Origin of the sequence: Actinokineospora pegani, from assembly GCF_009745975.1 — a bacterium.
In the GTDB taxonomy this organism is placed as follows: Bacteria; Actinomycetota; Actinomycetes; order Mycobacteriales; family Pseudonocardiaceae; genus Actinokineospora; species Actinokineospora pegani.
Genome location: NZ_WHOL01000108.1, coordinates 1 through 22,433 on the forward strand (window position 1 = coordinate 1; position 22,433 = coordinate 22,433).

Genomic DNA, 22,433 nt, shown 5'->3' on the forward strand with positions numbered 1-22,433 from the left:
GTTGGCGTTCTTGAGGTCGTGGATGAGCTGGGCGAGGTCCTCGATGGAGTAGATGTCGTGGTGCGGCGGCGGGGAGATCAGCCCGACGCCCGCGGTGGAGTGCCGGGTGCGGGCGATCCACGGGTAGACCTTGTTCGGCGGCAACTGCCCGCCCTCGCCCGGCTTGGCGCCCTGGGCCATCTTGATCTGGATGTCGTCGGCGTTGACCAGGTACTCCGAGGTCACCCCGAACCGGCCGGAGGCCACCTGCTTGATCGCCGAGCGGCGGGTCGGGTCGTGCAGGCGCTCGGGGTCCTCGCCGCCCTCGCCGGTGTTGGACCGGCCGCCGATCCGGTTCATCGCGATGGCGAGCGTCTCGTGCGCCTCGGCGGAGATGGAGCCGTAGGACATGGCGCCGGTGTTGAAGCGGGTGAGGATGGCCTCGACCGGCTCGACCTCGTCTATCGGGATCGGCGTGCGCCCCTCGGTCCGCATGGCGAACATGCCGCGCAGCGCGCCGCCCTCGCGGTTGAGCCGCTCGACCTCGGCGGTGTACTGCCGGTAGACGTCCTCGCGGCCGGTCCTGGTCGCGTGTTGCAGCAGGAACACCGTCTCGGGGGTGAACAGGTGCAGCTCGCCCTCGCGCCGGTAGGCGTACTCGCCGCCCACCTCGAGGCGGCGGTGCACCCGTTCGGTGGGGTTGTCCGGGTGCGCGCGGCGGTGCCGGGCGGCGACCTCGGCGGCGACCACGTCGAGGCCGACGCCGCCGAGCTTGGACGCGGTGCCGGTGAAGTACTCGTCGAGCAGGTCCTGGGCCAGGCCGAGGCTCTCGAAGACCTGGGCGCCGGTGTAGGCGCCGACGGTGGAAATGCCCATCTTGGACATGATCTTGAGGACGCCCTTGACCAGGGCCAGGGTGTAGTTGCGGACCGCCTTGGCCCGCTCGACGCCGGTGATCGAGCCCTGCGAGATCAGGTCCTCGACGGTCTCCAGCGCCAGGTACGGGTTGACCGCGGCGGCGCCGTAGCCCAGCAGCAGCGCGATGTGGTGCACCTCGCGGGCGTCGCCGGACTCCACGACCAGCGCCACCCGCAGCCGCTCCTTGGTGCGGACCAGGTGGTGGTGCACGGCCGAGACCAGCAGCAGCGACGGGATCGGCGCCAGCCGGTGGTCGGAGTCGCGGTCGGACAGCACCAGGGTGCGCGCGCCCGCCGCGATGGCCGCCGAGGCCTCCCGGCGGACCCGCTCGACCGCCGCGGCCAGCGCCGGGCCGCCGCCGTCGACCTCGTAGAGCCCGGCGAGGACGGTGCAGGCGAAGCCGGGCAGGTCGCCGTCGTCGTTGACGTGGATCAGCTTGGCCAGGTCGTCGTTGTCGATGACCGGGTTCTGCACCTGGATGTGGCGGCAGCTCGCCGGGCCGGGGTCGAGCAGGTTCTGCTCGGGGCCCATGATCCGGCGCACCGAGGTGACGATCTCCTCGCGGATGGCGTCCAGCGGCGGGTTGGTGACCTGGGCGAAGTTCTGCTTGAAGTACTCGTAGAGCAGCCGCGAGCGCCGCGAGAGCACCGCGGGCGGGGTGTCGGTGCCCATCGACCCCAGCGGCTCGGCCCCGGTCAGCGCCATCGGGGTGAGCAGGACCTTGAGCTCCTCCTCGGTGTAGCCGAAGGTGAGCTGGCGGCGCAGCACCGACTCGTGGGTCTGCACGACGTGCGCGCGGTCGGGCAGGTCGGAGAACTTGAGCAGGCCCGCGTGCAGCCACTCCCCGTACGGGTGCTCGGCGGCCAGCGCCGATTTGACCTCGTCGTCGTCGACCAGGCGGCCGTTGGCGGTGTCGACCAGGAACATCCGGCCGGGCCGCAGCCTGCCCTTGGCGACCACCCGGTCCGGCGCGACGTCGAGCACGCCGGTCTCGCTGGCCAGCACGACCCGGTCGTCGACGGTGCGCCACCAGCGGGCCGGGCGCAGGCCGTTGCGGTCGAGCACGGCGCCGACCAGGGCGCCGTCGGTGAAGGTGACGCAGGCCGGGCCGTCCCACGGCTCCATCAGGCTGGCGTGGAACTGGTAGAACGCCCGCCGCCGCGGGTCCATGGCGCGGTGGTTCTCCCAGGCCTCCGGGATCATCATGAGCACCGCGTGCGGCAGGCTGCGCCCGCCCAGGTGCAGCAGCTCGAGCACCTCGTCGAGGCTGGCCGAGTCCGATCCGGACGGGTCGACGACCGGGTAGAGGCGGCTGAGGTCGCCGGGGATCAGCTCGGAGGCGAGCAGGGCCTCGCGGGCGCGCATCCGGTTGCGGTTGCCGCGCACGGTGTTGATCTCGCCGTTGTGCGCGACGTAGCGGAACGGGTGCGCCAGCGGCCAGGACGGGAACGTGTTGGTGGAGAAGCGGGAGTGCACCAGGGCGATGGCGCTGGTCAGCCGCTCGTCGGTCAGGTCGGTGAAGAACGCGGGCACCTGGGCGGTGGTCAGCATTCCCTTGTAGACGATCGTCCGCGAGGACAGCGACGGGAAGTAGACGCCGCAGCCCAGCGGCCCGCTCTCCCGCTCGACCCGCTTGCGCAGGCAGAACGCCAGCCGGTCCAGCGCGACGCCGGAGACCGGCCGCTCGCCCGCCGCGGCCAGGAACGGCATGGCGAAGTGCGGCATGACCTCGCGCGCGGTCGGGCCGATGTCGGCGGCGTCGGCGGCCGTGGGCACCTCGCGCCAGCCCAGCACGACCAGGCCCTCCTCGGCGGCGATCCGCTCGACGAGCGCGACGGCCGCGTCCCGCTCGCCGGGGTCCGCGGGCAGGAACGCGATCCCGGTGGCGTAGGCCAGGGACCCGTCCTCGGCCGCGTCCGGCAGCGCGAAGCCCACCTCGGCGCGCAGCAGCGCGTCGGGCAGTTGCAGCAGGATCCCCGCGCCGTCGCCGCTGGTCGGCTCGGCCCCGGCGGCGCCGCGGTGCTCCAGGTTGGCCAGTGCGACCAGGGCGTCGGTGACGATGGAGTGCGAGCGCCTGCCCTGGATGTCGGCGACCATGGCCACACCGCAGGAGTCGCGCTCCTGGGCGGGGTCGTACAGGCCTTGGGTGCGCGGCAGTGCGGAGAAGATCATGCGTGGTCCTCCTTGACGTCTCTCGCGCTCAGGTCGGGCGATGTCCGGGGTCTGGGCACGGGACGCCAGCGGCCCGCGTGGAGTGCTCCGAGCCTAACAGTCCTGAAACGAGTAAGAAACCGACGTCACACCCGCGGTGGCGGGTCCGGCCGGGGTGACCAGCGCTTCGGGGGCGGCTCCCCGGCGCGCACCGCTTGCGGCTGCTAGCGTTCCGGTCCCGTGACCCCCCGCCGCGTCCGTCCCGCCGTCCTGCTGGCCGCCCTCGCCGCCCTCGCGCTCGGCGGCTGCGCCACCCGCGAGGACACCGCCGCTCCCCCGCCGACCGAGGTCCCCGGGGCCGTCTTCCCGGTGACGGTCACCCCGCCCGGCGGGCAGCCGCTGACGCTCGACGAGCGGCCGGAGCGGATCGTGTCGCTGTCCTCTTCGGCCACCGAGGGCCTGTACGCGATCGGCGCGGGCGCGCGGGTCGTGGCCGTGGACGACCAGTCGAACTTCCCCGCCGAGGCACCCAGGACCGACCTGTCCGGCCTGACGCCCAACGTGGAGGCCATCGCCGAGCGGACCCCGGACCTGGTGATCGCCTCGGGCGACCCGGGCGGCCTGGTCGACGGCTTGGCCAAGGTCGGCGTCCCGGTCCTGCTGCTCACCGCGGCGACCACGGTGGACGACGTCTACACCCAGCTCGACGTCCTCGGCGACGCCACCGGCCACCCGGCCGACGAGCTGGTCGCGCGGATGCGGTCCGACATCGACGCGATCGTCCGCGACGCGCCGAAGGCGGACCTGACCTACTACCACGAGCTCGACCCCGGCCTCTACAGCGCGACGTCGAAGACCTTCATCGGGCAGGTCTACGGCCTGTTCGGCCTCGAGAACATCGCCGACGAGGCGGACTCCACCGGCTCCGGCTACCCGCAGCTCTCCGCCGAGTACGTCATCAAGGCCAACCCGGCGCTGGTCTTCCTGGCCGACAGCTTGTGCTGCGGGCAGTCCGCGCGGACCGTCGGGGAGCGCCCGGGGTGGTCCGAGGTGGACGCGGTGAAGTCCGGCCGGGTCATCGCCCTCGACGACGACATCGCCTCCCGCTGGGGCCCACGCGTGGTCGACCTCGTCCGCGCGGTGGGCGACGCGGTCAAGCGCTAGGTGGCGCCCCGCACCCGCCTCACCCCCGGCGTCCTGCTCGCCGCCCTGGCCCTGCTCGTCGCCTCGGTCGCGGGCGCGACGCTGATCGGCGCCGCCGGGCTGGGCTGGCAGCGGGTGGTCGGCGAGGTCTGGGCGCAGCTCACCGGCGGGGTGTCGCCGCTGTCGGCGCGCGAGGCCGCGATCGTGTGGCAGGTGCGGCTGCCCAGGGTGCTGCTGGCCGGGCTGGTCGGCGCGGCGCTGGCGGTGTCCGGCGCGGCCTACCAGGGCGTGTTCCGCAACCCGCTGGCCGACCCGTACCTGCTGGGCGCGGCGGCCGGGGCGGGGCTGGCGGCGACGCTCGTCGTGGTCACCTCGGCGGGCCCGGCGGTCGTGCCGGTGGCCGCCTTCGCGGGCGCGCTGGGCGGTGTCGGTCTGACCTGGGTGCTCAGCGGCGTGGCCGGGGGCGGCACGGCGGTGCTGCTGCTGGCGGGCGTGGCCGTGGCCGCCTTCCTGACCGCCGTGCAGACGTTCGTGCAGCAGCTCGACGCCGACACGATCGCCCGGGTCTACACGTGGATGCTGGGCGGGCTCAACACCAGCGGCTGGGACCAGGTGCTGCGCACGCTGCCCTACGTGGCGGTGTCGGCCGTGGCGCTGTGCGTCTGCGCGCGGCTGCTGGACGTGCTCTCGCTCGGCGACGAGGAGGCGGCGTCGCTGGGCGTGCGGCCGGGCCGGGTGCGCCTGCTGGTGCTGCTCGCGGCGTCGCTGGCCACGGCGGCGGCGGTGTCGGCTGGCGGCCTGATCGGGTTCGTCGGGATCGTCGTGCCGCACGTGGTCCGGCTGCTGGCCGGGGTGGGGCACCGGGTGGTGGTGCCGCTGTCGCTGCTGGGCGGGGCGGTGTTCCTGATCGCCGCCGACCAGGTGGCGCGGACGGTGCTGGCGCCAGCGGAGCTGCCGCTGGGAGTGGTCACGGCGGTGGTCGGGGCGCCGTTCTTCGCGCTGGTCCTGCGGCAGCGGCGGGAGCGGGTCCGGTGAGCCGGGGGGACACCGTCGAGCTGCGGGACGTGTCGGTGGGCTACGGCGGGCCGCCCGCGGTCGCGGGGGTGTCGGTCGAGGTCCCCGGCGGCGGGTGGCTGGCCGTCGTCGGGCCCAACGGGGCGGGCAAGTCGACGCTGCTCAAGGGGATCGCGGGCGTGGTGCGGGCGGAGGGCTCGATCGTGGTGGGCGGGCAGCCGCTGGCGGCGCTGCCCGCGCGGGAGCGGGCGCGCGTGCTCGGGTACGCCCCGCAGGTCGCGGTCGTGCCCGACGGGCTCACGGTGACCGACTACGTGCTGCTGGGCCGCACCCCGCACCTGGGCAGGCTGGCCAAGGAGGGCAGGCGGGACCGGGCCATCGCCGCCGATGTCGTCGAGCGCCTCGACCTGACCCGGCTGGCCCACCGCGAGCTGCGCACCCTGTCCGGCGGCGAGCGCCAGCGCGCCCTGCTCGGCCGGGTCCTCGCCCAGCAGCCGCGCGTGCTGCTGCTCGACGAGCCCACCACCGGCCTGGACATCGGCCACGCCCAGGCCCTGCTGGACCTGGTCGACCGGCTGCGCGCCGAGGACGGCGCCACGGTCATCACCACCCTGCACGACCTGGTTTTCACCGCCCAGTACGCCGACCGGGTGCTACTGCTCGACCAGGGCGCCCCGGTCGCGTCCGGGACCCCGGAGCAGGTGCTCACCGAGGCGAACACCACCCGCCACTACAGCGCCGCGGTGGAGGTCCTGCGCACCTCGGCGGGCGACCCGGTCGTCGTGCCCGCGCGCCGCAGGTCGTTGCGTGCGGATGACGGTATTATCTGAACTTTCCGCGCAGGTCGTGAGCACTTTCCCACGCCAAGAAAGCCGCTCTTCCGCACGCTGGCACATGTGCGCTTCACTCCGCATCGGCAACACGTTCGCCACCACCACGATCTGAGGGAGCTCTATGCGTAGGAGAAGACTCGCAGCCGCGCTCGCGGCTGTGGCGATCGCGGCGGGTTCAGCCGTCCTGCTCACGAACGGGTCGGCCACCGCGGCCGAGACCATCCGGCTGGAGAAAGAGCAGACGATCTACTGCAACCCCACCCTCCCCGGTTTGCCGGAGGTCCGGGGGTACTCGGCGATGTACGTCCGGATGGACGTGCCCGCGTCCGGGGTCGTGGGCCAGCGCAGCGCGCCGATACCGTGGCAGGCCTCGGGAGTCCTCCAGTTCGACCTCTCCGAGGGCAGCGTGCTGCGCACCGCGTTCGAGCAGGAGGGCGCCACGAGCTACCTGACCGAGTATGAGGCGCGTTTCTTCCTCAACGAGGGCTACCGGGAGCTCGTTCGGCTGCGGTTCAGCGGTGAGACCGAGCTGAGCACCGGGCAGGCGCGGGCATCCGGCTCCGGCGAGCTGCCCGGCCTGCTGCCGACGGGGGCGGGCAGGGACAGGGTGGCCATCGCGTCCAACTACCACAGCGTGCAGATCACCCCGCGCAAGGCGGACGGCTCCCCCACCTCCTACGGCACCATCCAGGTGATGTGCGTCCACTCGCCGGACATCCCCGCGTGGTACTGGTACGACGTCGTGGCGGCGCCGACCAGCACCGAGCACGTCGTCACCGCGCGCACCGAGACCGCGGGCGGCGCCACCGACCTGGGCGCGGGCTCGCTCACCCTCACCAAGGGCGCCGCGGGCGCCGTCACCGGCGAACTGGCCCTGCCCCAGACCGGAACCGCCGCCCCACCTCTGCTCGGCGTCATCCCCGCCGCGGCCGAGGTCCTGCTGACCCCGGGCCCCGTCACCGGCACCGCGACCGGCCTCACGGCCCCAGTCACCGTCACCATCCCCGGCCTGGCGGTTCTGGGCTTCCCACTGTTCAAGGACAAGACCACCTGCACGGCCACGACGACGCTGACGCTCACCCCGGAAGCCGGGTTCACCGTCGTCGGCGGCGGCACACTGACCGGCCGCTACGACCTCCCGGCTTTCACCGGCTGCGGCGCCTTCACCCCACTGGTCACCTCGCTGTTCTCCCACCCCGGCAACACCGTTGCCATCACCACGAGCTGAGAGGCACGCCATGCGCAAACGCAGACTTGCCGCGCTCCTCGCCGCGATCGCCACGGCGGCGGGCAGCGTCGTCCTGCTCACCAGCGGACCGGCCTCGGCCGGGACTGTGCGGATCGAGCGGACCGGAAGCCGCCCGCTCTGCACGGTGACGGCGGCGGGCGTCTCCAGCGCCGACTGGAGCGGTGACTTCAACGTCACCCTGGACCTGCCCGACACCGCCGTGGTGAACGTGCCGACAGCGCCATCGCCGTACTCGGCCACCGGCAGCCTGCGGCTGAACATGGCCCCCGGGAGCCCCCTCCACGACGTCGTGGCGGCGGCAGGGGCCACGACGATCGCCGCGGAGTACGTCGTCCCCCTGGACCACACGCAGGGCTCGCCGTCGTCTGTGTCCTTCGCGCTCAGCGGCACCGCCCCGCTCGGCGCCGACACCCTCTCCCTCAACGGCTCGGGCGAACTCCCCCCGCTGACCTTCGTCGGCATCGGAGAGCGCCACACCCTCACCTACTGGCTCACCTTCGACTGGACCCTGACACCGCTCAAGGCTGACGGGACGCCGACAGCGCTAGGAGACCTCGGGGTCTCCTGCATCCCCCCGCCCCCCGGCGGCTTCTCCTGGCACACCGTCCAGGTTCTCCCCGCGCCCGCGCCCGTCAAGCACGTCGTCAGCGCCACCACCGGCCTGGCTGGCGGCCAGACCGACCTCGGCCAGGGATCGCTCACGCTCAACGAGGGCAGCACCGGCACCCTCGCCCTGCCTGACACCGGCACGGCGTCACCGACGCTGTTCGGCTTCTTCCCGGCCTCGGCGATGGTGCGGCTCACCCCGGGCCCGCTGACCGGCACCCCGACGGGCCTGACCGCGCCGCTGACCGTCTCCGTGCCGGATCTCGCCGTCCTGGGTCTGCCGCTGCTCAAGGGCAAGACGTCCTGCACCAGCAAGACGACGCTCACCCTGACCCAGGCCGAGGGTTTCACCGTCGCGAACGGCGGCACGCTCAACGGCACCTACGACCTGCCCGCGTTCACCGGCTGCGGCCCCCACAACGGGCTGGTCAGCTCCCTGTTCTCCCGCCCCGGCAACACCCTGGCGGTGAGCACCGCCTGATCCTGCGCGAACAACAAGACCGCCGCACCCGTTCCCGGGTGCGGCGGTCTTGTTGTGTCCGGCGGCGCCTACTCGGCCTTGTCGGTGGCCTTCTCGGGCTTGTCGGCAGTCGGCTCGGCGGCGTCCTCGGTGGTCTCGGGGGCCGCGGTGGCCCCGGGACTCGGCTCGGGGTCCTCGTCCGGCTTCTCCGAGGTGCCCGGCACCTCGTCGACGGGGATGACCGCGACGGGCTCCCGGGTGAGGACCTCGCGGGGGCCGCGCTTGGCGGCGAGGACGAAGTAGACGACCGCGCCGATGAAGACCAGGGCCGAGACCCAGACGTTGATGCGCAGGCCCAGGACCATGGTGGCGTCGTCGGTGCGCAGCATCTCGATGAAGCCGCGGCCCAGGGTGTAGCCGGCGACGTAGAGGGCGAACGCGCGGCCGTGGCCCAGGCGGAGCCTGTGGTCGACGACGACGACGAGCAGGGCGACCAGCAGGTTCCAGACCAGCTCGTAGAGGAACGTCGGGTGCACCGGGCTGCCATCGATGAGCGTGTGGTCGAGCGCCACACCGTTGAGCTTGTCCGGGATGCCCGCCTCGTTGACGCGCTGGTAGAGCTCGAGGCCCCACGGCAGGGTCGTCGGACCGCCGTAGAGCTCCTGGTTGAAGTAGTTGCCGATGCGGCCGACGGCCTGGGCGGTGACGATGCCCGGGGCGATCGCGTCGGCGAAGACGGGCAGCGGGATCTTCTTGCGGCGGCAGGCGATCCAGGCGCCCACCGCGCCCAGCGCGATGGCGCCCCAGATGCCGAGGCCGCCGTCCCAGATCTTCAGCGCGTTGAGCGGGTTCTTGCCCTCGCCGAAGTACCGGTAGTAGTCCGTGGCGACGTGGTAGAGCCTGCCGCCGACGAGCCCGAAGGGCACCGCCCACACCGCGATGTCGGTGACCGCGCCCTTCTCGCCACCCCGGGCCTGGAACCGCTTCTCACCCCAGGCAATCGCGATCACGATGCCCAGGATGATGCACAGCGCGTACGCCCTGATCGGGATGGTCAGGAACCCGAGATCGATCTCCCACACGCCCCGGTCCGGGCTGGGGATGGACGCGAGTACCCGCGAGGAAGCGCTCATCACGGGCACACCGTAACGGGACCGCCCCGGGGTCAGCCGATCGGGGCTGGGGTGCGGCGCACGCCCTCGGCCAGTTCGGCGGTGAGCGCGCGCACCGCGTCGACGCCGGTCGCGGCGGCGGTGACGAACGCCGAGCCGACGATCACCGCGTCGGCGAACCCGGCGACCTGCGCGGCCTGCTCGCCGGAGCGCACGCCCAGGCCGACGCCGACCGGCAGCGAGGTGTGCGCGCGGACCCGCGAGACCAGGGTCTGCGCGCCCACGCCGACGACGTCGCGGGCGCCGGTGACGCCCATGACCGCGGTCGCGTAGACGAACCCGGACGTCGCGGCCACGGTGCTGGCGATGCGCTCCTCGGACGACGAGGGGGCGACCAGGAAGGTCCGGTCCAGGCCGTGCGCGGTCGAGGCCTCGAGCCACAGCTCGGCCTCGTCCGGGATCAGGTCGGGGGTGATCAGCCCGAGCCCGCCCGCGGCGGCCAGGTCGCGGGAGAACGCGTCGACGCCGTAGCGCAGCACCGGGTTGAAGTAGGTCATCACCACGGCCCTGCCGCCCGCCGCCGACACCGCCTCGACGGTGCGGAAGACGTCGCGCAGCCGGAAGCCCGCGCGCAGCGCCTCGTCGGCGGCGGCCTGGATGGTGGGGCCGTCCAGCACCGGGTCGGAGTAGGGCACGCCCACCTCGACCAGGTCGCAGCCTGCCTCGACCATCGCCGTGAGCAGCTCGATCGAGCCGTCGACGGTGGGGTACCCGGCGGGCAGGTACCCGATCAGCGCACCCCGGCCCTGCTCGTTGACCCCAGCGAACAGGTCGTCCAACGCGCTCATCAGGACCCCTCGTAGAAGCCGAAGTACTTGGCCGCGGTGTCCATGTCCTTGTCGCCGCGCCCGGACAGGTTGACCACGACCAGCCCGTCGGGTCCCAGCTCGCGCCCCAGCTCCAGCGCCCCGGCGAGGGCGTGCGCGGACTCGATGGCCGGGATGATGCCCTCGGTGCGCGAGAGCAGCCGGAACGCGTGCATGGCCTCGGCGTCGGTGGCCGCCCGGTACTCGGCGCGGCCCGCGTCCTTGAGCGCCGAGTGCTCGGGGCCGACGCCGGGGTAGTCCAGGCCCGCGCTGATCGAGTACGCCTCGGTGGTCTGGCCGTCCTCGTCCTGCAGCAGGTAGGACATGGCGCCGTGCAGGATGCCGGGGGTGCCGTGGCCCAGCGTGGCGCCGTGCTCGCCGCTGTCGACGCCCTTGCCGCCGGGCTCGATGCCCACCAGCCGCACGCCCGGGTCGTCGAGGAAGCCGTGGAAGATGCCGATGGCGTTGGACCCGCCGCCGACGCACGCGACGACCGCGTCGGGCAGCCGCTCGACCTGGTCGAGGATCTGCGCGCGCGCCTCGATGCCGATGATCTTGTGGAAGTTGCGCACCATGATCGGGAAGGGGTGCCCGCCCGCGGCGGTGCCCAGCAGGTAGTGCGTGGTGTCCACATTGGTCACCCAGTCGCGCAGCGCCTCGTTGATGGCGTCCTTGAGCGTGCGCGAGCCGGACTTGACGGGGATGACCTCGGCGCCGAGCAGCTTCATCCGCGCCACGTTCAGCGCCTGCCGCTCGGTGTCGACCTCGCCCATGTAGACCACGCAGTCCAGGCCCATCAGCGCGCAGGCGGTGGCCGTGGCCACGCCGTGCTGGCCCGCGCCGGTCTCGGCGATGACCCGCTTCTTGCCCATCCGCTTGGTGAGCAGCGCCTGGCCCAGCACGTTGTTGATCTTGTGCGAGCCGGTGTGGTTGAGGTCCTCGCGCTTGAGGAACACCCGCGCGCCGCCCGCGTGCTCGGCGAAGCGCGGGGCCTCGGTGAGCAGCGACGGACGGCCCGCGTAGTCGCGCAGCAGCCGGGTGAACTCGGTGGTGAACTCCGGGTCCAGCCTGGCCTTGTCGTACTCGGCGGACAACTCGTCGAGGGCGCCGATCAGCGCCTCGGGCATGAACCGGCCGCCGTAGGGGCCGAAGTGGCCGCGCGCGTCCGGGTCGTGCGGTCCGGGGGCGTGCGGGTCCACATCGGCCTCCTGCTCGGTCTCGGGGTCGCGGGGGCTCATCGGCTCGGCCTCGGGCACGCCGGGTGCGAGCCCGCCGTCACCAGTTGCACCAGCGCCGCCTTCGGGTCGTCGGTGGTGACCAGGCCCTCGCCGACGAGCACGGCGTCCGCGCCCGCCCCGGCGTAGGTCATCAGGTCGCTGGGGCCGCGCACGCCGGACTCGGCGATCTTGACCACGTCGGCGGGCAGGCCGGGGGCCAGCCTGCCGAACACGTCCCGGTCGACCTCCAGGGTGCGCAGGTCGCGGGCGTTGACGCCGATGACCTTGGCGCCCGCCTCGAGCGCGCGGTCGGCCTCCTCCGCGGTGTGCACCTCGACCAGCGCGGTCATCCCGAGGGACTCCACCCGGTCGAGCAGCGACTCCAGCGCGGGCTGCTCCAGCGCGGCCACGATCAGCAGCACCACGTCCGCGCCGTGCGCGCGGGCCTCGTGCACCTGGTACGGGCTGACCACGAAGTCCTTGCGCAGCAGGGGGATGTCGACCTTGGCCCGCACGGCGTCGAAGTCGGCCAGCGAGCCGCCGAAGCGGCGCTGCTCGGTGAGCACGCTGATCACCCTGGCCCCCGCGGCGGCGTAGTCGTGCGCCAGCGCGGCCGGGTCGGCGATGGCCGCCAGGTCGCCCCGCGACGGGCTGCGCCGCTTGACCTCGGCGATCACGCCGACGTCGGTGCCGCGCAGCGCGGTGTAGGCGTCCAGCGGGGGCGCGGCCTTCGCCGCCGCCGCCTTGATCGCCTCGAAGCTGACCGACGCCTCGCGCGCGGCGAGGTCCTCCCGGACACCCTCGACGATCGACTCCAGGACGTTCATCGGACGTCCCGCCTCGACGTCGCGCCGGTGTAGTCCCTCACGAGCGTGTAGTCCCTCACAAGCACTGCCCCTTCCCGCCGAAGTGATGCTAACTCCGGGCCTCCCGCACCCCGGGAGCCGGGTCCACGCCGCCCCTTCACTTCCCCGCCGTCGGGTCCTCGCCCTCCGACAGCGCCTGCCACAGGTCGTCGCCCCCGCGCGCGGCCTCCTTGGCCGCCCCCGGCGCCGCGTACCGGGCGCCCATCGCGGGCAGCCTGCCCGCCACGAGGGCCAGGACGACCCCCGCCGCGGCCAGCACGGCCCCGGCCGCGACCAGGGCCAGCACCGGCCACGCGGTGTCCGCGCCGCCGGCGACCGCGCCCACCACCGCCACCGCCCCCGCGCCCACCAGCAGCACCCCGGCCACCCGCCGCAGCACCGGTCCCAGCGCCAGCGCCGCGGCCACCCCGGCCAGGGCGACCAGCGCCAGCGCCGTCACCGAGGGCACCGCCTCGGACACGGGCACGCGGGTCGTGGTGACCGCGCCGGTGCCCGGGGTGGTCGCGGTGACGTGCGACCAGGTCAGCCCGGAGGCGCCCCACAGCCCCGCCGCGGCCAGCAGCAGCAGGCCCACCACGATCCACAGTGGACGACGGGTGCGCGGTCCGGTCGCCGCCGGGGTCACGATCCGGCCGCCGCCCGCATGGTCCCCGCCGCCGCGATGGCGCCGAGCACCGCGCCCGCCTTGTTGACGCACTCGGTGTCCTCGGCCTCGGGCCGCGAGTCGGCGACGACCCCGGCCCCGGCCTGCACGTATGCCACGCCGTCGCGGATCAGGGCGGTGCGGATCGCGATGGCGGTGTCGCAGTCGCCCGCGAAGTCCAGGTAGCCCACGACGCCGCCGTAGAGGCCGCGCCGGGTGGGCTCGAGCCGCTCGATCAGCTCCATCGCCCGGGGCTTGGGGGCGCCGGACAGCGTGCCCGCCGGGAAGCAGGCGGTGACCGCGTCGAAGGCGGTCCTGCCCTCGGCCAGCTCGCCGGTGACCGTGGACACGATGTGCATGACGTGGCTGTAGCGCTCGACCCGGAAGAAGTCGACCACCTGGACCGTGCCCGGCTTGCACACCCGGCCCAGGTCGTTGCGGCCGAGGTCGACCAGCATGACGTGCTCGGCGCGCTCCTTGAGGTCGGCGAGCAGGTCCTTCTCCAGGACCTGGTCCTCCTCCGGGTCGACCCCGCGCCAGCGCGTCCCGGCGATGGGGTGCGTCGTGGCCCGCCCGTCGCGCACGGTGACCAGGGCCTCCGGGCTGGACCCGACGATGCTGAACCCGTCGAGCCGCAGCAGGTACATGTACGGGCTCGGGTTGGAGGTGCGCAGCACCCGGTAGACGTCCAGCGGGTCGGCGTCGGTCTCCATCTCGAACCGCTGCGAGAGCACGACCTGGAACGCCTCGCCCGCCTGGATCGCCTCCTTCGCGCTGAGCACGGCCGCCTGGTAGTCCTCCGGGGTCCGCCTGCGCAGGTACCGCGGCCTGGGCCGGTCGAACGTGACGGCGGTGGAGGCGGCGGGCCTGCGCAGCCCGTCGATCATCTCGTTGAGCCGGGCCACCGCGTCGTCGTAGGCGGCGTCGACCCGCTCGGGGCTGTCGTCCCAGTTCACCGCGTTGGCGATGAGGGTGATCGTGCCCTCGTGGTGGTCGAGGGCGGCCAGGTCGGTGGCCAGGAGCATGACCAGCTCCGGCAGCTCCAGGTCGTCCTCGGTCTCGTCGGGCAGCCGCTCGAGCCGCCGCACGGCGTCGTAGCCGATGAAGCCGACCATGCCGCCGGTGAGCGGGGGCAGGCCGGGCAGCGGGTCGGTGTGCAGCGCCTTGACCGTCTCGTTCAGCGCGGCCAGCGGGTCGCCGCCGGTGGGCAGCCCGACCGGCGGGACGCCGGTCCAGTGCGCCTCGCCGCCGGTGGCGGTGAGCGCGGCGGGGCTGCGCACCCCGACGAACGACCACCGCGACCAGGACCGCCCGTTCTCCGCCGACTCGAACAGGAACGTGCCCGGCCGGTCGCCCGCGAGCTTGCGGTAGACCGAGACGGGGGTCTCGGCGTCGGCGAGCACCCGCCGGACCACCGGGATCACGCGCCGCTCGGCGGCCATGGCGTGGAACTGCTCGCGGGTCGGGCTGACCTGGCCCATCGACGCGCCGGTCGCGGAGCGGTCGGGGGCACCCGTGAGACTGACCATGGGCTCATTGTGCCGTGCTCCCCCGACAGAACCGCCCCCCGGGGTGAGGGCGTGCCCGACCAGCGCCGATCCCGTCCCGTCCGGTCCGGTGGGGCATGATTGCGGGCCATGACCACCCGCAACGGCGCCGACGGCGCCCGCAGGCGCGGGCGCAGACCGGGCGGGGCCGACACCCGGGCGGCGCTGCTCGCCGCGGCCCAGGAGGTGTTCGGCGAGCAGGGCTACTCCGGCGCCACGGTCCGGGCCATCGCGGGCCGCGCGGGCGTGGACCCGGCGATGGTCAACCACTGGTTCGGCGGCAAGAGCGGTCTGTTCGCCGAGTCCGTGCTGCACCTGCCGATGGACGTCGACGCGGTGGTGGAGCGGTTGCGGGCGGTCCCGGTCGAGCGGCTGGGGGCCACCATCGTGTGGAACTTCGTGACGGTGTGGGACGCGCCGGGGGGCGCGGACCGGTTCAGCGCGCTGATCCGGTCCGTCAGCGGGCCCGCGCAGGCGGCGGAGTCGCTGCGGGACTTCTTCCTGGCCAACCTGTTCGGGCCGATCGGGCGGCTGGTGGCGGGTGACCGGTGGGAGCTGCGGGCGAACCTGGTGGCGAGTCAGATCATCGGGTTGGGGGTGGCCCGGTACGTGGCCTGCTTCGAGCCGTTGGCTGGGACTGATGTGGACGGTGTTGTGGCGGCGGTGGGGCCCACGGTGCAGCGGTACCTGACCGGGGAGCTTTGAAGAACGGTTCTGTGCTTGGGCGGCTCGTTGGGGTGGGCACGCTGCTTCAAAAGCGGGGGCCGGGCGGCGGTAGGCGGGTGGGCGCGCTGCTTCGAGGACAAAGCAAGGGCGGGGCTGGGGGTGCCTCTTCTACGCGTTCTCGGGGTGCAGGAGGGAGGTGGCGTCGAAGCAGGTGCGGTCGCCGGTGTGGCAGGCGGCGCCGGTTTGGTCCACCAGCAGCAGGATCGTGTCGCCGTCGCAGTCCAGGCGGACGTCGACGACCTTCTGGGTGTGGCCGGAGGTGTCGCCCTTGGCCCAGAGCTGGTTGCGGCTGCGGGACCAGTAGGTGGCCCGGCCGGTGGTGAGGGTCAGGTGCAGGGCCTCGTCGTTCATCCACGCGACCATGAGGACCTCGCGGGTGTCGTGCTGCTGGGCGACAGCGCACACCAGGCCGTCGGGGGTGCGCTTGAGCTTGGCGGCGGTGGTCGGGTCGAGCGCGCTCGTCGGAGTGCTCATCGGACCTCCACCCCGGCGGCGCGCAGGGTGTCCTTGACCTCGGGGATGCGGAGCTGGCCGAAGTGGAACACGCTCGCGGCGAGCACGGCGTCGGCCCCGGCGGAGACGGCGGGGGCGAAGTGGTCGAGCGAGCCCGCGCCGCCGCTGGCGATCAGGGGTACGTCGACGCGGGCGCGGACCTGGTCGATCAGCGGCAGGTCGAAGCCCGCCTTGGTGCCGTCGGCGTCCATGGAGTTGAGCAGGATCTCGCCCACGCCCAGCTCTTGGCCGGTGGCCGCCCACTCGACGGCGTCGATGCCGGTGCCCCGGCGGCCACCGTGCGTGGTCACCTCGAAGCCGGACGGGGTCGGCTCGCCGCCCTCGGGGACGCGGCGCGCGTCGACGGACAGGACGATGCACTGGGCGCCGTAGCGGTGCGAGGCCTCGCGCAGGAACTCCGGGCGGGCGATGGCGGCGGTGTTGATGCTGACCTTGTCCGCGCCCGCGCGCAGCAGCCTGTCGATGTCGGCCACCTCGCGCACGCCGCCGCCCACGGTGAGCGGGATGAACACCTGCTCGGCGGTGCGGCGCACGACGTCGTAGGTGGTCTCGCGCTCGCCGGAGGACGCGGTGACGTCGAGGAAGGTCAGCTCGTCGGCGCCCTCGGCGTCGTAGGCCCTGGCCAGCTCCACCGGGTCGCCCGCGTCCCGCAGGTCGGCGAAGTTGACCCCCTTGACCACCCTCCCCGCGTCCACGTCGAGGCAGGGGATGACACGAACGGCGACCGGCATGGGGCCGAGTTTACGGTGTGACCGCTGTTCAGCGGTGTCCGGCAGGGGCGTGCGCGTGGAGCCTGAGCTCGTGCGCCTAGGCGACCGGCCCCCTCGCGGTGGTGACCTTCTGCGAGCCCGCGACCGTCGCCATCGACTTGGCGTGCCTGGCGGTGGAGGTGGGGCTGGTGCGGTCGGCGAGGTAGTACCAGTCGACCTGCACCCGCTGGGGGTCGACGTCGACGACCGAGTAGCCGTGGGAGTCGAGCTCGATGTACTTGAGGTGCGGGTTGCCCAGGCGCAGGCCGCCCTCGGCGAGGATGGACAGGGTGCGGGGGTCGATCTTGAGGATGTCGTCGATGTTGTCGCTGGTGACCGAGGTGGTGACGAACTCGGTGGCGGCGCTGTTGCCGTTGAACCAGTAGGTCGAGCGGTCCAGCGGCACGTCGGCGGCCCAGGAGGAGTGGATGTCGCCGGTGAGGAACACGGTGTTCTTGACCCGGTTGTCCTTGAGGTGGGCCAGCAGCTCCTGCCGGTCGGCGGTGTAGCCGTCCCAGGCGTCGGAGTTGGCGGCGACGTTGCCCACCGGCAGGCCGATCAGCTCGCCGACGGCCTCGAGGAAGCGCGCCTCCAGGTTGCCGACGGAGATCGGGGTGATCATCACCGAGTTGCCGACCAGCTTCCAGGTCGCGTCGCTGGCGGCCAGACCGGACTTGAGCCAGTCCATCTGGGCGTCGCCGGTGATGGTCAGCGCGGGGTCGGTGGGGTCGCCGACCGACGGGGTGGTCTGCTTCGAGCGGTAGCTGCGCAGGTCCAGCATGGACAGCTCGGCGAGGCGGCCCCAGCGGAACCGGCGGTAGATCTCGCCACCGGGGCCCTGGCGCACCGGCATCCACTCGAAGTAGGCCTGCCGGGCGGCGGCCTTGCGCGCGGCCCAGTCGCCCTCGGTGGCGGGCTGGTGGTTCTCCGCGCCGTCGGACCAGGTGTCGTTGGCGTACTCGTGGTCGTCCCAGGTGATGAACCACGGCTGGGCGGCGTGCAGGGCGCGCAGGTCCGGGTCGGACTTGTACTGGGCGTGGCGGCGCCGGTAGTCGGCGATGGCGACCATCTCGTGGGCGGGCTCGTGCGGGCGGATGGTGACCCCGCGCGCGGTGTAGCTGCCCGCCGCGTACTCGTAGAGGTAGTCGCCCGCGTGCAGGACGCCGTCGAGGTCGGGGCGGGCGGCGAGGTGGCGGTAGCTGGAGAAGTAGCCCGCCTGCCAGTTCGAGCAGGACACCAGCCCCAGGCGCAGCTTGGCCACGTCGGCGTCGGTGGCGGGGGCGGTGCGGGTGCGGCCGACGTCGGAGGGGACGCCGTCGAGGGTGAAGCGGTAGTGGTAGGCCGTCGCGGGGGCCAGCCCGGAGACCGCGACCTTGACCGTGTGGTCGATCGACGGGCCGGTGTGGACGGTCCCGGACGCGACGACCGACGCGAACGCCGGGTCCAGCGCGACCTCCCACCGCACGTCGACCTCCGGCCCGGCCCCGGACCCCGGCGCCGCCTCGGCGGTCGGGGTCACGCGGGTCCACAGCAGGACGCCGTCGGGCAGCGGGTCGCCGGAGGCCACGCCGTGCGCGAACTGCGGGGCGGCGGCCGCCTCGGCCGCGCCCGCCAGCGCGGCGGGCACCAGCAGCGCGCCGCCCGCCACGGCGGAGGACCGAAGGAAGGCGCGCCGGTCGAGTGATGTGGTGGTGGTCACCCAAACAGTGATACACGGACAACCCCGATGTCACACCCCCTGTTCGGCCGAACTCGCGGTGAACACTGCCGCCCCCACCAGTACCGTGACCCCATGGACCCGCTCACCCTCGGCGACGAGAAGTACCTCTTGATCCGCACCTTCAAGCGCGACGGCTCCGCCGTCGACACCCCCGTCTGGATCACCCGGGACCCCGACCGCCTCGTCTTCTGGACGGTCGCCGACTCCGGCAAGGTCAAGCGGATCCGCAACAACCCCAGCATCCAGGTGGCCCCCTGCGACATGCGCGGCAAGATCACCGGAGCCGTCCAGGACGCCACCGCCCACCTGCTCGCCCCCGAGGACACCGACCACGGCATCGCCAACATCCGCAAGAAGTACGGCGTCATCGGCTGGCTCACCACCCTCGGCAGCCGCCTGCGCCGCGGCAGCCGGGGCACCGTGGCGGTCGCCATCACCTTCTAGCGTCGACCGAGCCCGACTCGGGCACGGCGTCCGCATCGATCGGCAGACCCACAGCGTGACCACAGTAGACAACGCCCGACGGGGTCAGGTCTCCCCGGCGTCGGTGTCCTGGGGAGCAACCCGGCATCGTCGCGCCCGCGCCTTGGCGCCGACCGGGATTCATGCTCGGGTCGTGGGCGGCCGCCCGTCCCGCTCCACCGGAACCGCTACTAGGCGACGGCGGCGAGGGCGTCCTGGAGGGTGAAGTTGCCGTTGTAGAGGGCTTTTCCGATGATCGCCGAGTCGATGCCCTCGGGCGCCAGGGCGGCCAGGGCGTGGATGTCGGCGAGGCTGGAGATGCCGCCGGAGGCGACGATGGCGGACTCCGTGCGGCAGGCGAAGTCGCGCAGGAGGGTGATGTTGGGGCCGGTGAGGGTGCCGTCCTTGCTGACGTCGGTCACGACGTAGCGGGTGCAGCCGTCGGCGTCGAGGCGGGTGAGGGTGTCCCAGGGGTCGCCCGCGTCGGTGGTCCAGCCCCGGGTGGCGAGGCGGTAGGAGCCCGGTTGGCCCTTGACGGCGAGGTCGATGGCCACTCGGTCGCCGTGCTGGGTGAGGACCTTGCGGCACCACTCGGGGTCCTCGAGGGCGGCGGTGCCGATGTTGACCCGGGCGGCGCCGGTGGCCAGGGCGGCGGCGAGGGTGTCGTCGTCGCGGATGCCGCCCGCGAGTTCGACCTTGACGTCCAGGGTGCCCGCGATCTCGGCGGTGATGGCGCGGTTGTCGCCGGTGCCGAAGGCGGCGTCGAGGTCGACCACGTGCACCCACTCGGCCCCGGCGGCCTGCCAGGCCAGGGCGGCCTCGAGCGGGGTGCCGTAGACCGTCTCGGTCCCGGCCTCCCCCTGGTGCAGGCGGACGGCCTTGCCGTCGGAGATGTCCACGGCCGGGAGCAGCTGGAAAGTCACCCGGTCAGCCTATCGAGCCCTCAGCTCCAGGCGCGCAGCCAGTTCTCCAGCAGCGTCGCGCCCGCGTCGCCGGACTTCTCCGGGTGGAACTGGGTGGCCGACAGCGGGCCGTTCTCCGCGGCGGCGACGAACTCCCCGCCGTGGTCGGCCCAGGTGACCAGCGGGACCGGCATCGGCGGCTCCGGGCGCAGGTCCCAGGTGCGGGCGGCGTAGGAGTGCACGAAGTAGAACCGCGTGTCGGCCGCCATGCCCTCGAACAGCACCGACTTCTCCGGGGTGCGCACGGTGTTCCACCCCATGTGCGGCACGACCTGGGCCTCGAGCCGGTCGACGGTGCCCGGCCACTGCCCGCAGCCCCCGGTCTCCACGCCGTGCTCGATGCCGCGCTCGAAGAGCACCTGCATGCCGACGCAGATCCCCAGCACCGGGCGGCCCCCGGCGAGCCTGCGGCCGATGATCCGGTCGCCGCGCACCTCCAGCAGCCCGGCCATGCACGCCGCGTAGGCGCCGACCCCCGGCACCACCAGGGCGTCGCACTCCACCGCCGCGGTGAAGTCGGAGGTGACCTCGACCTCGGCCCCCACCCGCCGCAGGGCCCGCTCGGCCGAGCGCAGGTTGCCTGATCCATAGTCCAAAACGACGACGCGTGCCACCCCCGCAGCCTAGACCTCGTCCGCGAAACCCCCACCAAACCCTCCGTTGCCCGATCGTTACCGACAATGGTTTGGCGCAGGCTCCTCACTGGGTACTCGGCAGAAGCTGTCGGGGCTGGTTTTTGTGGTGAATGGTGTGGAGGACACGTGCGCACTTCCCTGACCGGGGTTCTGGCAGGCGGACCGGCTCGTTGGACGATCGCGGGCACCCTCGCGGTCGCCGCGGCCGTCAACAGCTACCTCGCGCTGAGCGAGAGCGTGCTCTGGCCGGTCCCCCTCGCGGTGCTGTGGATCGTGCTCGCCGCGGGCGTCCTGACCGTCCGCGCGGACAACACGCCCAAGGACGGCGAAGATCTCCCCACCACGGCGCATGAAGCCCTCAGCCTGACCAACAACACCCCCCGCGCACTGCACAGCGTCTGACCCCCGAGAACACCGAGGCGGGAGCGGCACCCCCAGCGCCGCTCCCGCCTCGTCGGCGTCTCAGGCCGGCAGGAAGCCGATGAGCGCGCGCCGGATGCCGCCCGGGTCGAGGCCGTGCACGGCGTCGTGCTCGGTGGGCAGCCCGTAGGCGTGGACCTCCGTGTCGCGCAGGACTCCGAGGCCCAGTTGGCGGTGCGGGACGTCGACGAGGGCGGTGGCGACCTCGGCGGAGGAGGAGCCGCGCAGGTAGGGCTCGACCATGACGACGTTGGGCGCCGCGGCGTCCACGGCGACGCGCAGGCCCGCGTGGTCGAAGGGGCGCACGGTCGCGGTGTAGAGCACGGTCACGTCGAGCCCCTCGGTGGCGGCGAGGACCTGGTCGAGGACGGGGCCGACGGCGACCACGACGCCCAGGCCGCCGCGCCGGAGCGGGACGAGGCCCTGGCCGACGGGCCTCGGGGTGGCGTTCTCCCGCGTCGACAGCCGCAGGTAGACCGGGTCGTCGCCCGCCAGCGCGGCGGTGAGCAGCGGTTCGACCTCGGCGGCGTGGCCGGGGACGTGGATGGTGTAGCCGGGCAGCGTGTCGATGAGCGGGACGTCGCCCGGCGACTGGTGGGTGCGGCCCATGGAGGGGTCGTCGTAGGAGGCTCCGATGCTGACCAGGACCGGGTTGACGCCCTGGTGGGTGAAGTCGAGCTTGATCTGCTCGAAGGCGCGCTCGACGAGGAAGGGCACGTAGGTGTGCACGACCATGCGCTTGCCGGTCAGCGTCAGGCCCGCGGCGACGCCGACCATCGCCTGTTCCCGGATGCCCACGTCGACCACGCGGTCGGGGAAGCGGTCCGCGGCGGCGGCGAAGCGGTCGGCGGAGATGACGGCGGTGACGAGTCCGACGCGCTCGTCCTGCTCGAAGGCGGCGTTGAGGGTGTGGGCGAAGGCGTCGCGCATGCCCGTGGTGGTGGTCATGGTCAGGCCTCCCGGATCTGGGCGATGACGGCCAGCGGCGCGTCGGGGTGGTCAGCGGTGACGGCGCGCTCGATGGCGTCGTGGTCGCGGCCGTCGACGGTGGCGGTGGCCCAGCCCTCGACGGCGAAGCGCGCGGCGATGCCGCCGGGCCAGCCGTGCATGGCGCTGTCGTTGTCGACCACCACGGTGGTCAGGTTGGCCAGCCCGCGCCTGCCCGCCACGGCGATGGCCTCGTGGTTGCTGCCCTCGTCGAGCTCGCCGTCGCCGACCAGGACCACGACCCGCTGCCCCGCGGTGAGCCCGATGGCCTGGCCGACGGCGATGGGCAGGCCGTGGCCGAGCGAGCCGGACCCGATCTCGACGCCGGGGACCAGCGTGCGGTCGGGGTGGTAGCCGAGGGTGGAGTCGAAGGTGAGCCAGGTGTCCAAGGTGGACGGATCGATGAAGCCCTTCGCGGCCAGCACGGCGTAGTAGGCCATCGGCCCGTGGCCCTTGGAGAGCAGGAACCGGTCGCGGCCGGGGTCGTCGGGGGCGGCCGGGTCGACGCGCAGGACCCGGTCGTAGAGCACCCACAGCACGTCGAGGGTGGAGGTGGCCGCTTGCTCGTGCTTCTCGTCGCCGGCCATCCTGGCGATCAGGCCGGGCAGGTCGCGGTAGCCGGACGCGGTGTCTGTTCGCATGACCACAGCCTGCA

At 73.3% G+C, this 22,433-nt stretch carries 22 protein-coding genes; 8 read left to right on the forward strand and 14 right to left on the reverse strand.

Annotated features, from left to right (window positions below; genetic code table 11):
* Positions 1 to 3,069: glutamate synthase large subunit (gene gltB / locus GCL84_RS21540; protein WP_156757344.1), on the reverse strand; the 3,069-nt coding region annotated here is incomplete at its 3' end.
* 219 nt (positions 3,070 to 3,288) lie between these two features.
* On the opposite strand from gltB, the gene GCL84_RS21545 reads away from it, so the two are divergent.
* From GCL84_RS21545 to GCL84_RS21565, 5 genes are all read left to right on the forward strand, one after another.
* Positions 3,289 to 4,212: an ABC transporter substrate-binding protein gene (locus GCL84_RS21545; protein ID WP_156757345.1), complete on the forward strand. Its 924-nt coding sequence runs from the start codon at positions 3,289 to 3,291 to the stop codon at positions 4,210 to 4,212.
* Positions 4,213 to 5,226 (forward strand): FecCD family ABC transporter permease, encoded by a 1,014-nt coding sequence (locus GCL84_RS21550; protein WP_156757346.1) that lies wholly within the window; start codon positions 4,213 to 4,215, stop codon positions 5,224 to 5,226.
* The gene (locus GCL84_RS21555; protein ID WP_197523431.1) at positions 5,223 to 6,035 is read left to right on the forward strand and encodes an ABC transporter ATP-binding protein; all 813 of its coding nucleotides are present in this window, start codon (positions 5,223 to 5,225) and stop codon (positions 6,033 to 6,035) included. Before GCL84_RS21550 ends, GCL84_RS21555 begins: the two co-directional genes overlap by 4 nt.
* A 124-nt stretch (positions 6,036 to 6,159) precedes the next feature.
* Positions 6,160 to 7,266 (forward strand): hypothetical protein, encoded by a 1,107-nt coding sequence (locus tag GCL84_RS21560; protein ID WP_156757347.1) that lies wholly within the window; start codon positions 6,160 to 6,162, stop codon positions 7,264 to 7,266.
* Positions 7,267 to 7,276: 10 nt separating this feature from the next.
* A complete protein-coding gene (locus GCL84_RS21565; RefSeq protein WP_156757348.1) occupies positions 7,277 to 8,374 on the forward strand; it encodes a hypothetical protein in 1,098 nt (365 codons plus the stop codon).
* A gap of 68 nt (positions 8,375 to 8,442) precedes the next feature.
* Here GCL84_RS21565 and lgt read toward each other — a convergent pair whose 3' ends face one another.
* The 6 genes from lgt to GCL84_RS21595 all read right to left on the reverse strand — a co-directional run bounded on the left by lgt (position 8,443) and on the right by GCL84_RS21595 (position 14,586).
* Positions 8,443 to 9,486 (reverse strand): prolipoprotein diacylglyceryl transferase, encoded by a 1,044-nt coding sequence (gene lgt, locus GCL84_RS21570; RefSeq protein WP_156757349.1) that lies wholly within the window; start codon positions 9,484 to 9,486, stop codon positions 8,443 to 8,445.
* A 32-nt stretch (positions 9,487 to 9,518) separates the two neighbouring features.
* Positions 9,519 to 10,313: a tryptophan synthase subunit alpha gene (gene trpA / locus GCL84_RS21575; protein WP_156757350.1), complete on the reverse strand. Its 795-nt coding sequence runs from the start codon at positions 10,311 to 10,313 to the stop codon at positions 9,519 to 9,521.
* The gene (trpB, locus tag GCL84_RS21580; RefSeq protein ID WP_407924418.1) at positions 10,313 to 11,587 is read right to left on the reverse strand and encodes a tryptophan synthase subunit beta; all 1,275 of its coding nucleotides are present in this window, start codon (positions 11,585 to 11,587) and stop codon (positions 10,313 to 10,315) included. The genes trpA and trpB overlap by 1 nt, the downstream gene beginning before the upstream one ends.
* Positions 11,566 to 12,375 carry an indole-3-glycerol phosphate synthase TrpC gene (trpC, locus tag GCL84_RS21585; RefSeq protein WP_156757351.1) on the reverse strand — a complete coding sequence of 270 codons (810 nt, stop codon included), beginning with the start codon at positions 12,373 to 12,375 and terminating at the stop codon, positions 11,566 to 11,568. Before trpC ends, trpB begins: the two co-directional genes overlap by 22 nt.
* Positions 12,376 to 12,511: 136 nt before the next feature.
* Entirely contained in the window at positions 12,512 to 12,991 is a 480-nt protein-coding gene (locus GCL84_RS21590) for a Trp biosynthesis-associated membrane protein (RefSeq protein WP_235926555.1), read from the reverse strand.
* A gap of 44 nt (positions 12,992 to 13,035) precedes the next feature.
* The gene (locus tag GCL84_RS21595) at positions 13,036 to 14,586 is read right to left on the reverse strand and encodes an anthranilate synthase component I (protein WP_156757353.1); all 1,551 of its coding nucleotides are present in this window, start codon (positions 14,584 to 14,586) and stop codon (positions 13,036 to 13,038) included.
* A gap of 108 nt (positions 14,587 to 14,694) precedes the next feature.
* On the opposite strand from GCL84_RS21595, the gene GCL84_RS21600 reads away from it, so the two are divergent.
* The gene (locus tag GCL84_RS21600; RefSeq protein WP_156757354.1) at positions 14,695 to 15,309 is read left to right on the forward strand and encodes a TetR/AcrR family transcriptional regulator; all 615 of its coding nucleotides are present in this window, start codon (positions 14,695 to 14,697) and stop codon (positions 15,307 to 15,309) included.
* Between the two features lie 129 nt (positions 15,310 to 15,438).
* On the opposite strand, the gene hisI is transcribed toward GCL84_RS21600, so the two are convergent.
* The 3 genes from hisI to GCL84_RS21615 form a co-directional block, all read right to left on the reverse strand.
* On the reverse strand, positions 15,439 to 15,804 hold the full coding sequence (gene hisI / locus GCL84_RS21605) for a phosphoribosyl-AMP cyclohydrolase (protein WP_156757355.1): 366 nt from the start codon (positions 15,802 to 15,804) through the stop codon (positions 15,439 to 15,441).
* Positions 15,801 to 16,574 carry an imidazole glycerol phosphate synthase subunit HisF gene (gene hisF, locus GCL84_RS21610; protein WP_156757356.1) on the reverse strand — a complete coding sequence of 258 codons (774 nt, stop codon included), beginning with the start codon at positions 16,572 to 16,574 and terminating at the stop codon, positions 15,801 to 15,803. The genes hisI and hisF overlap by 4 nt, the downstream gene beginning before the upstream one ends.
* Before the next feature lie 76 nt (positions 16,575 to 16,650).
* The gene (locus GCL84_RS21615; RefSeq protein WP_156757357.1) at positions 16,651 to 18,291 is read right to left on the reverse strand and encodes an alkaline phosphatase D family protein; all 1,641 of its coding nucleotides are present in this window, start codon (positions 18,289 to 18,291) and stop codon (positions 16,651 to 16,653) included.
* Between the two features lie 93 nt (positions 18,292 to 18,384).
* Here GCL84_RS21615 and GCL84_RS21620 point away from each other — a divergent pair, with 93 nt between their 5' ends.
* Positions 18,385 to 18,756, forward strand: coding sequence for a PPOX class F420-dependent oxidoreductase (locus tag GCL84_RS21620; RefSeq protein WP_156757358.1), 372 nt, complete (start codon positions 18,385 to 18,387; stop codon positions 18,754 to 18,756).
* Between the two features lie 209 nt (positions 18,757 to 18,965).
* Here the strand turns inward: GCL84_RS21620 and priA are convergent, their stop codons facing one another.
* The gene (priA, locus tag GCL84_RS21625; RefSeq protein WP_156757359.1) at positions 18,966 to 19,697 is read right to left on the reverse strand and encodes a bifunctional 1-(5-phosphoribosyl)-5-((5-phosphoribosylamino)methylideneamino)imidazole-4-carboxamide isomerase/phosphoribosylanthranilate isomerase PriA; all 732 of its coding nucleotides are present in this window, start codon (positions 19,695 to 19,697) and stop codon (positions 18,966 to 18,968) included.
* 20 nt (positions 19,698 to 19,717) lie between these two features.
* On the reverse strand, positions 19,718 to 20,350 hold the full coding sequence (hisH, locus tag GCL84_RS21630; RefSeq protein WP_156757360.1) for an imidazole glycerol phosphate synthase subunit HisH: 633 nt from the start codon (positions 20,348 to 20,350) through the stop codon (positions 19,718 to 19,720).
* Between the two features lie 147 nt (positions 20,351 to 20,497).
* Here hisH and GCL84_RS21635 point away from each other — a divergent pair, with 147 nt between their 5' ends.
* Positions 20,498 to 20,773: a hypothetical protein gene (locus tag GCL84_RS21635; RefSeq protein WP_156757361.1), complete on the forward strand. Its 276-nt coding sequence runs from the start codon at positions 20,498 to 20,500 to the stop codon at positions 20,771 to 20,773.
* Positions 20,774 to 20,833: 60 nt separating this feature from the next.
* Here the strand turns inward: GCL84_RS21635 and GCL84_RS21640 are convergent, their stop codons facing one another.
* On the reverse strand, positions 20,834 to 21,739 hold the full coding sequence (locus tag GCL84_RS21640) for a transketolase family protein (RefSeq protein ID WP_156757362.1): 906 nt from the start codon (positions 21,737 to 21,739) through the stop codon (positions 20,834 to 20,836).
* Between the two features lie 2 nt (positions 21,740 to 21,741).
* Positions 21,742 to 22,419, reverse strand: coding sequence for a thiamine pyrophosphate-dependent enzyme (locus GCL84_RS21645; RefSeq protein ID WP_156757363.1), 678 nt, complete (start codon positions 22,417 to 22,419; stop codon positions 21,742 to 21,744).
* Positions 22,420 to 22,433: the final 14 nt, after the last annotated feature.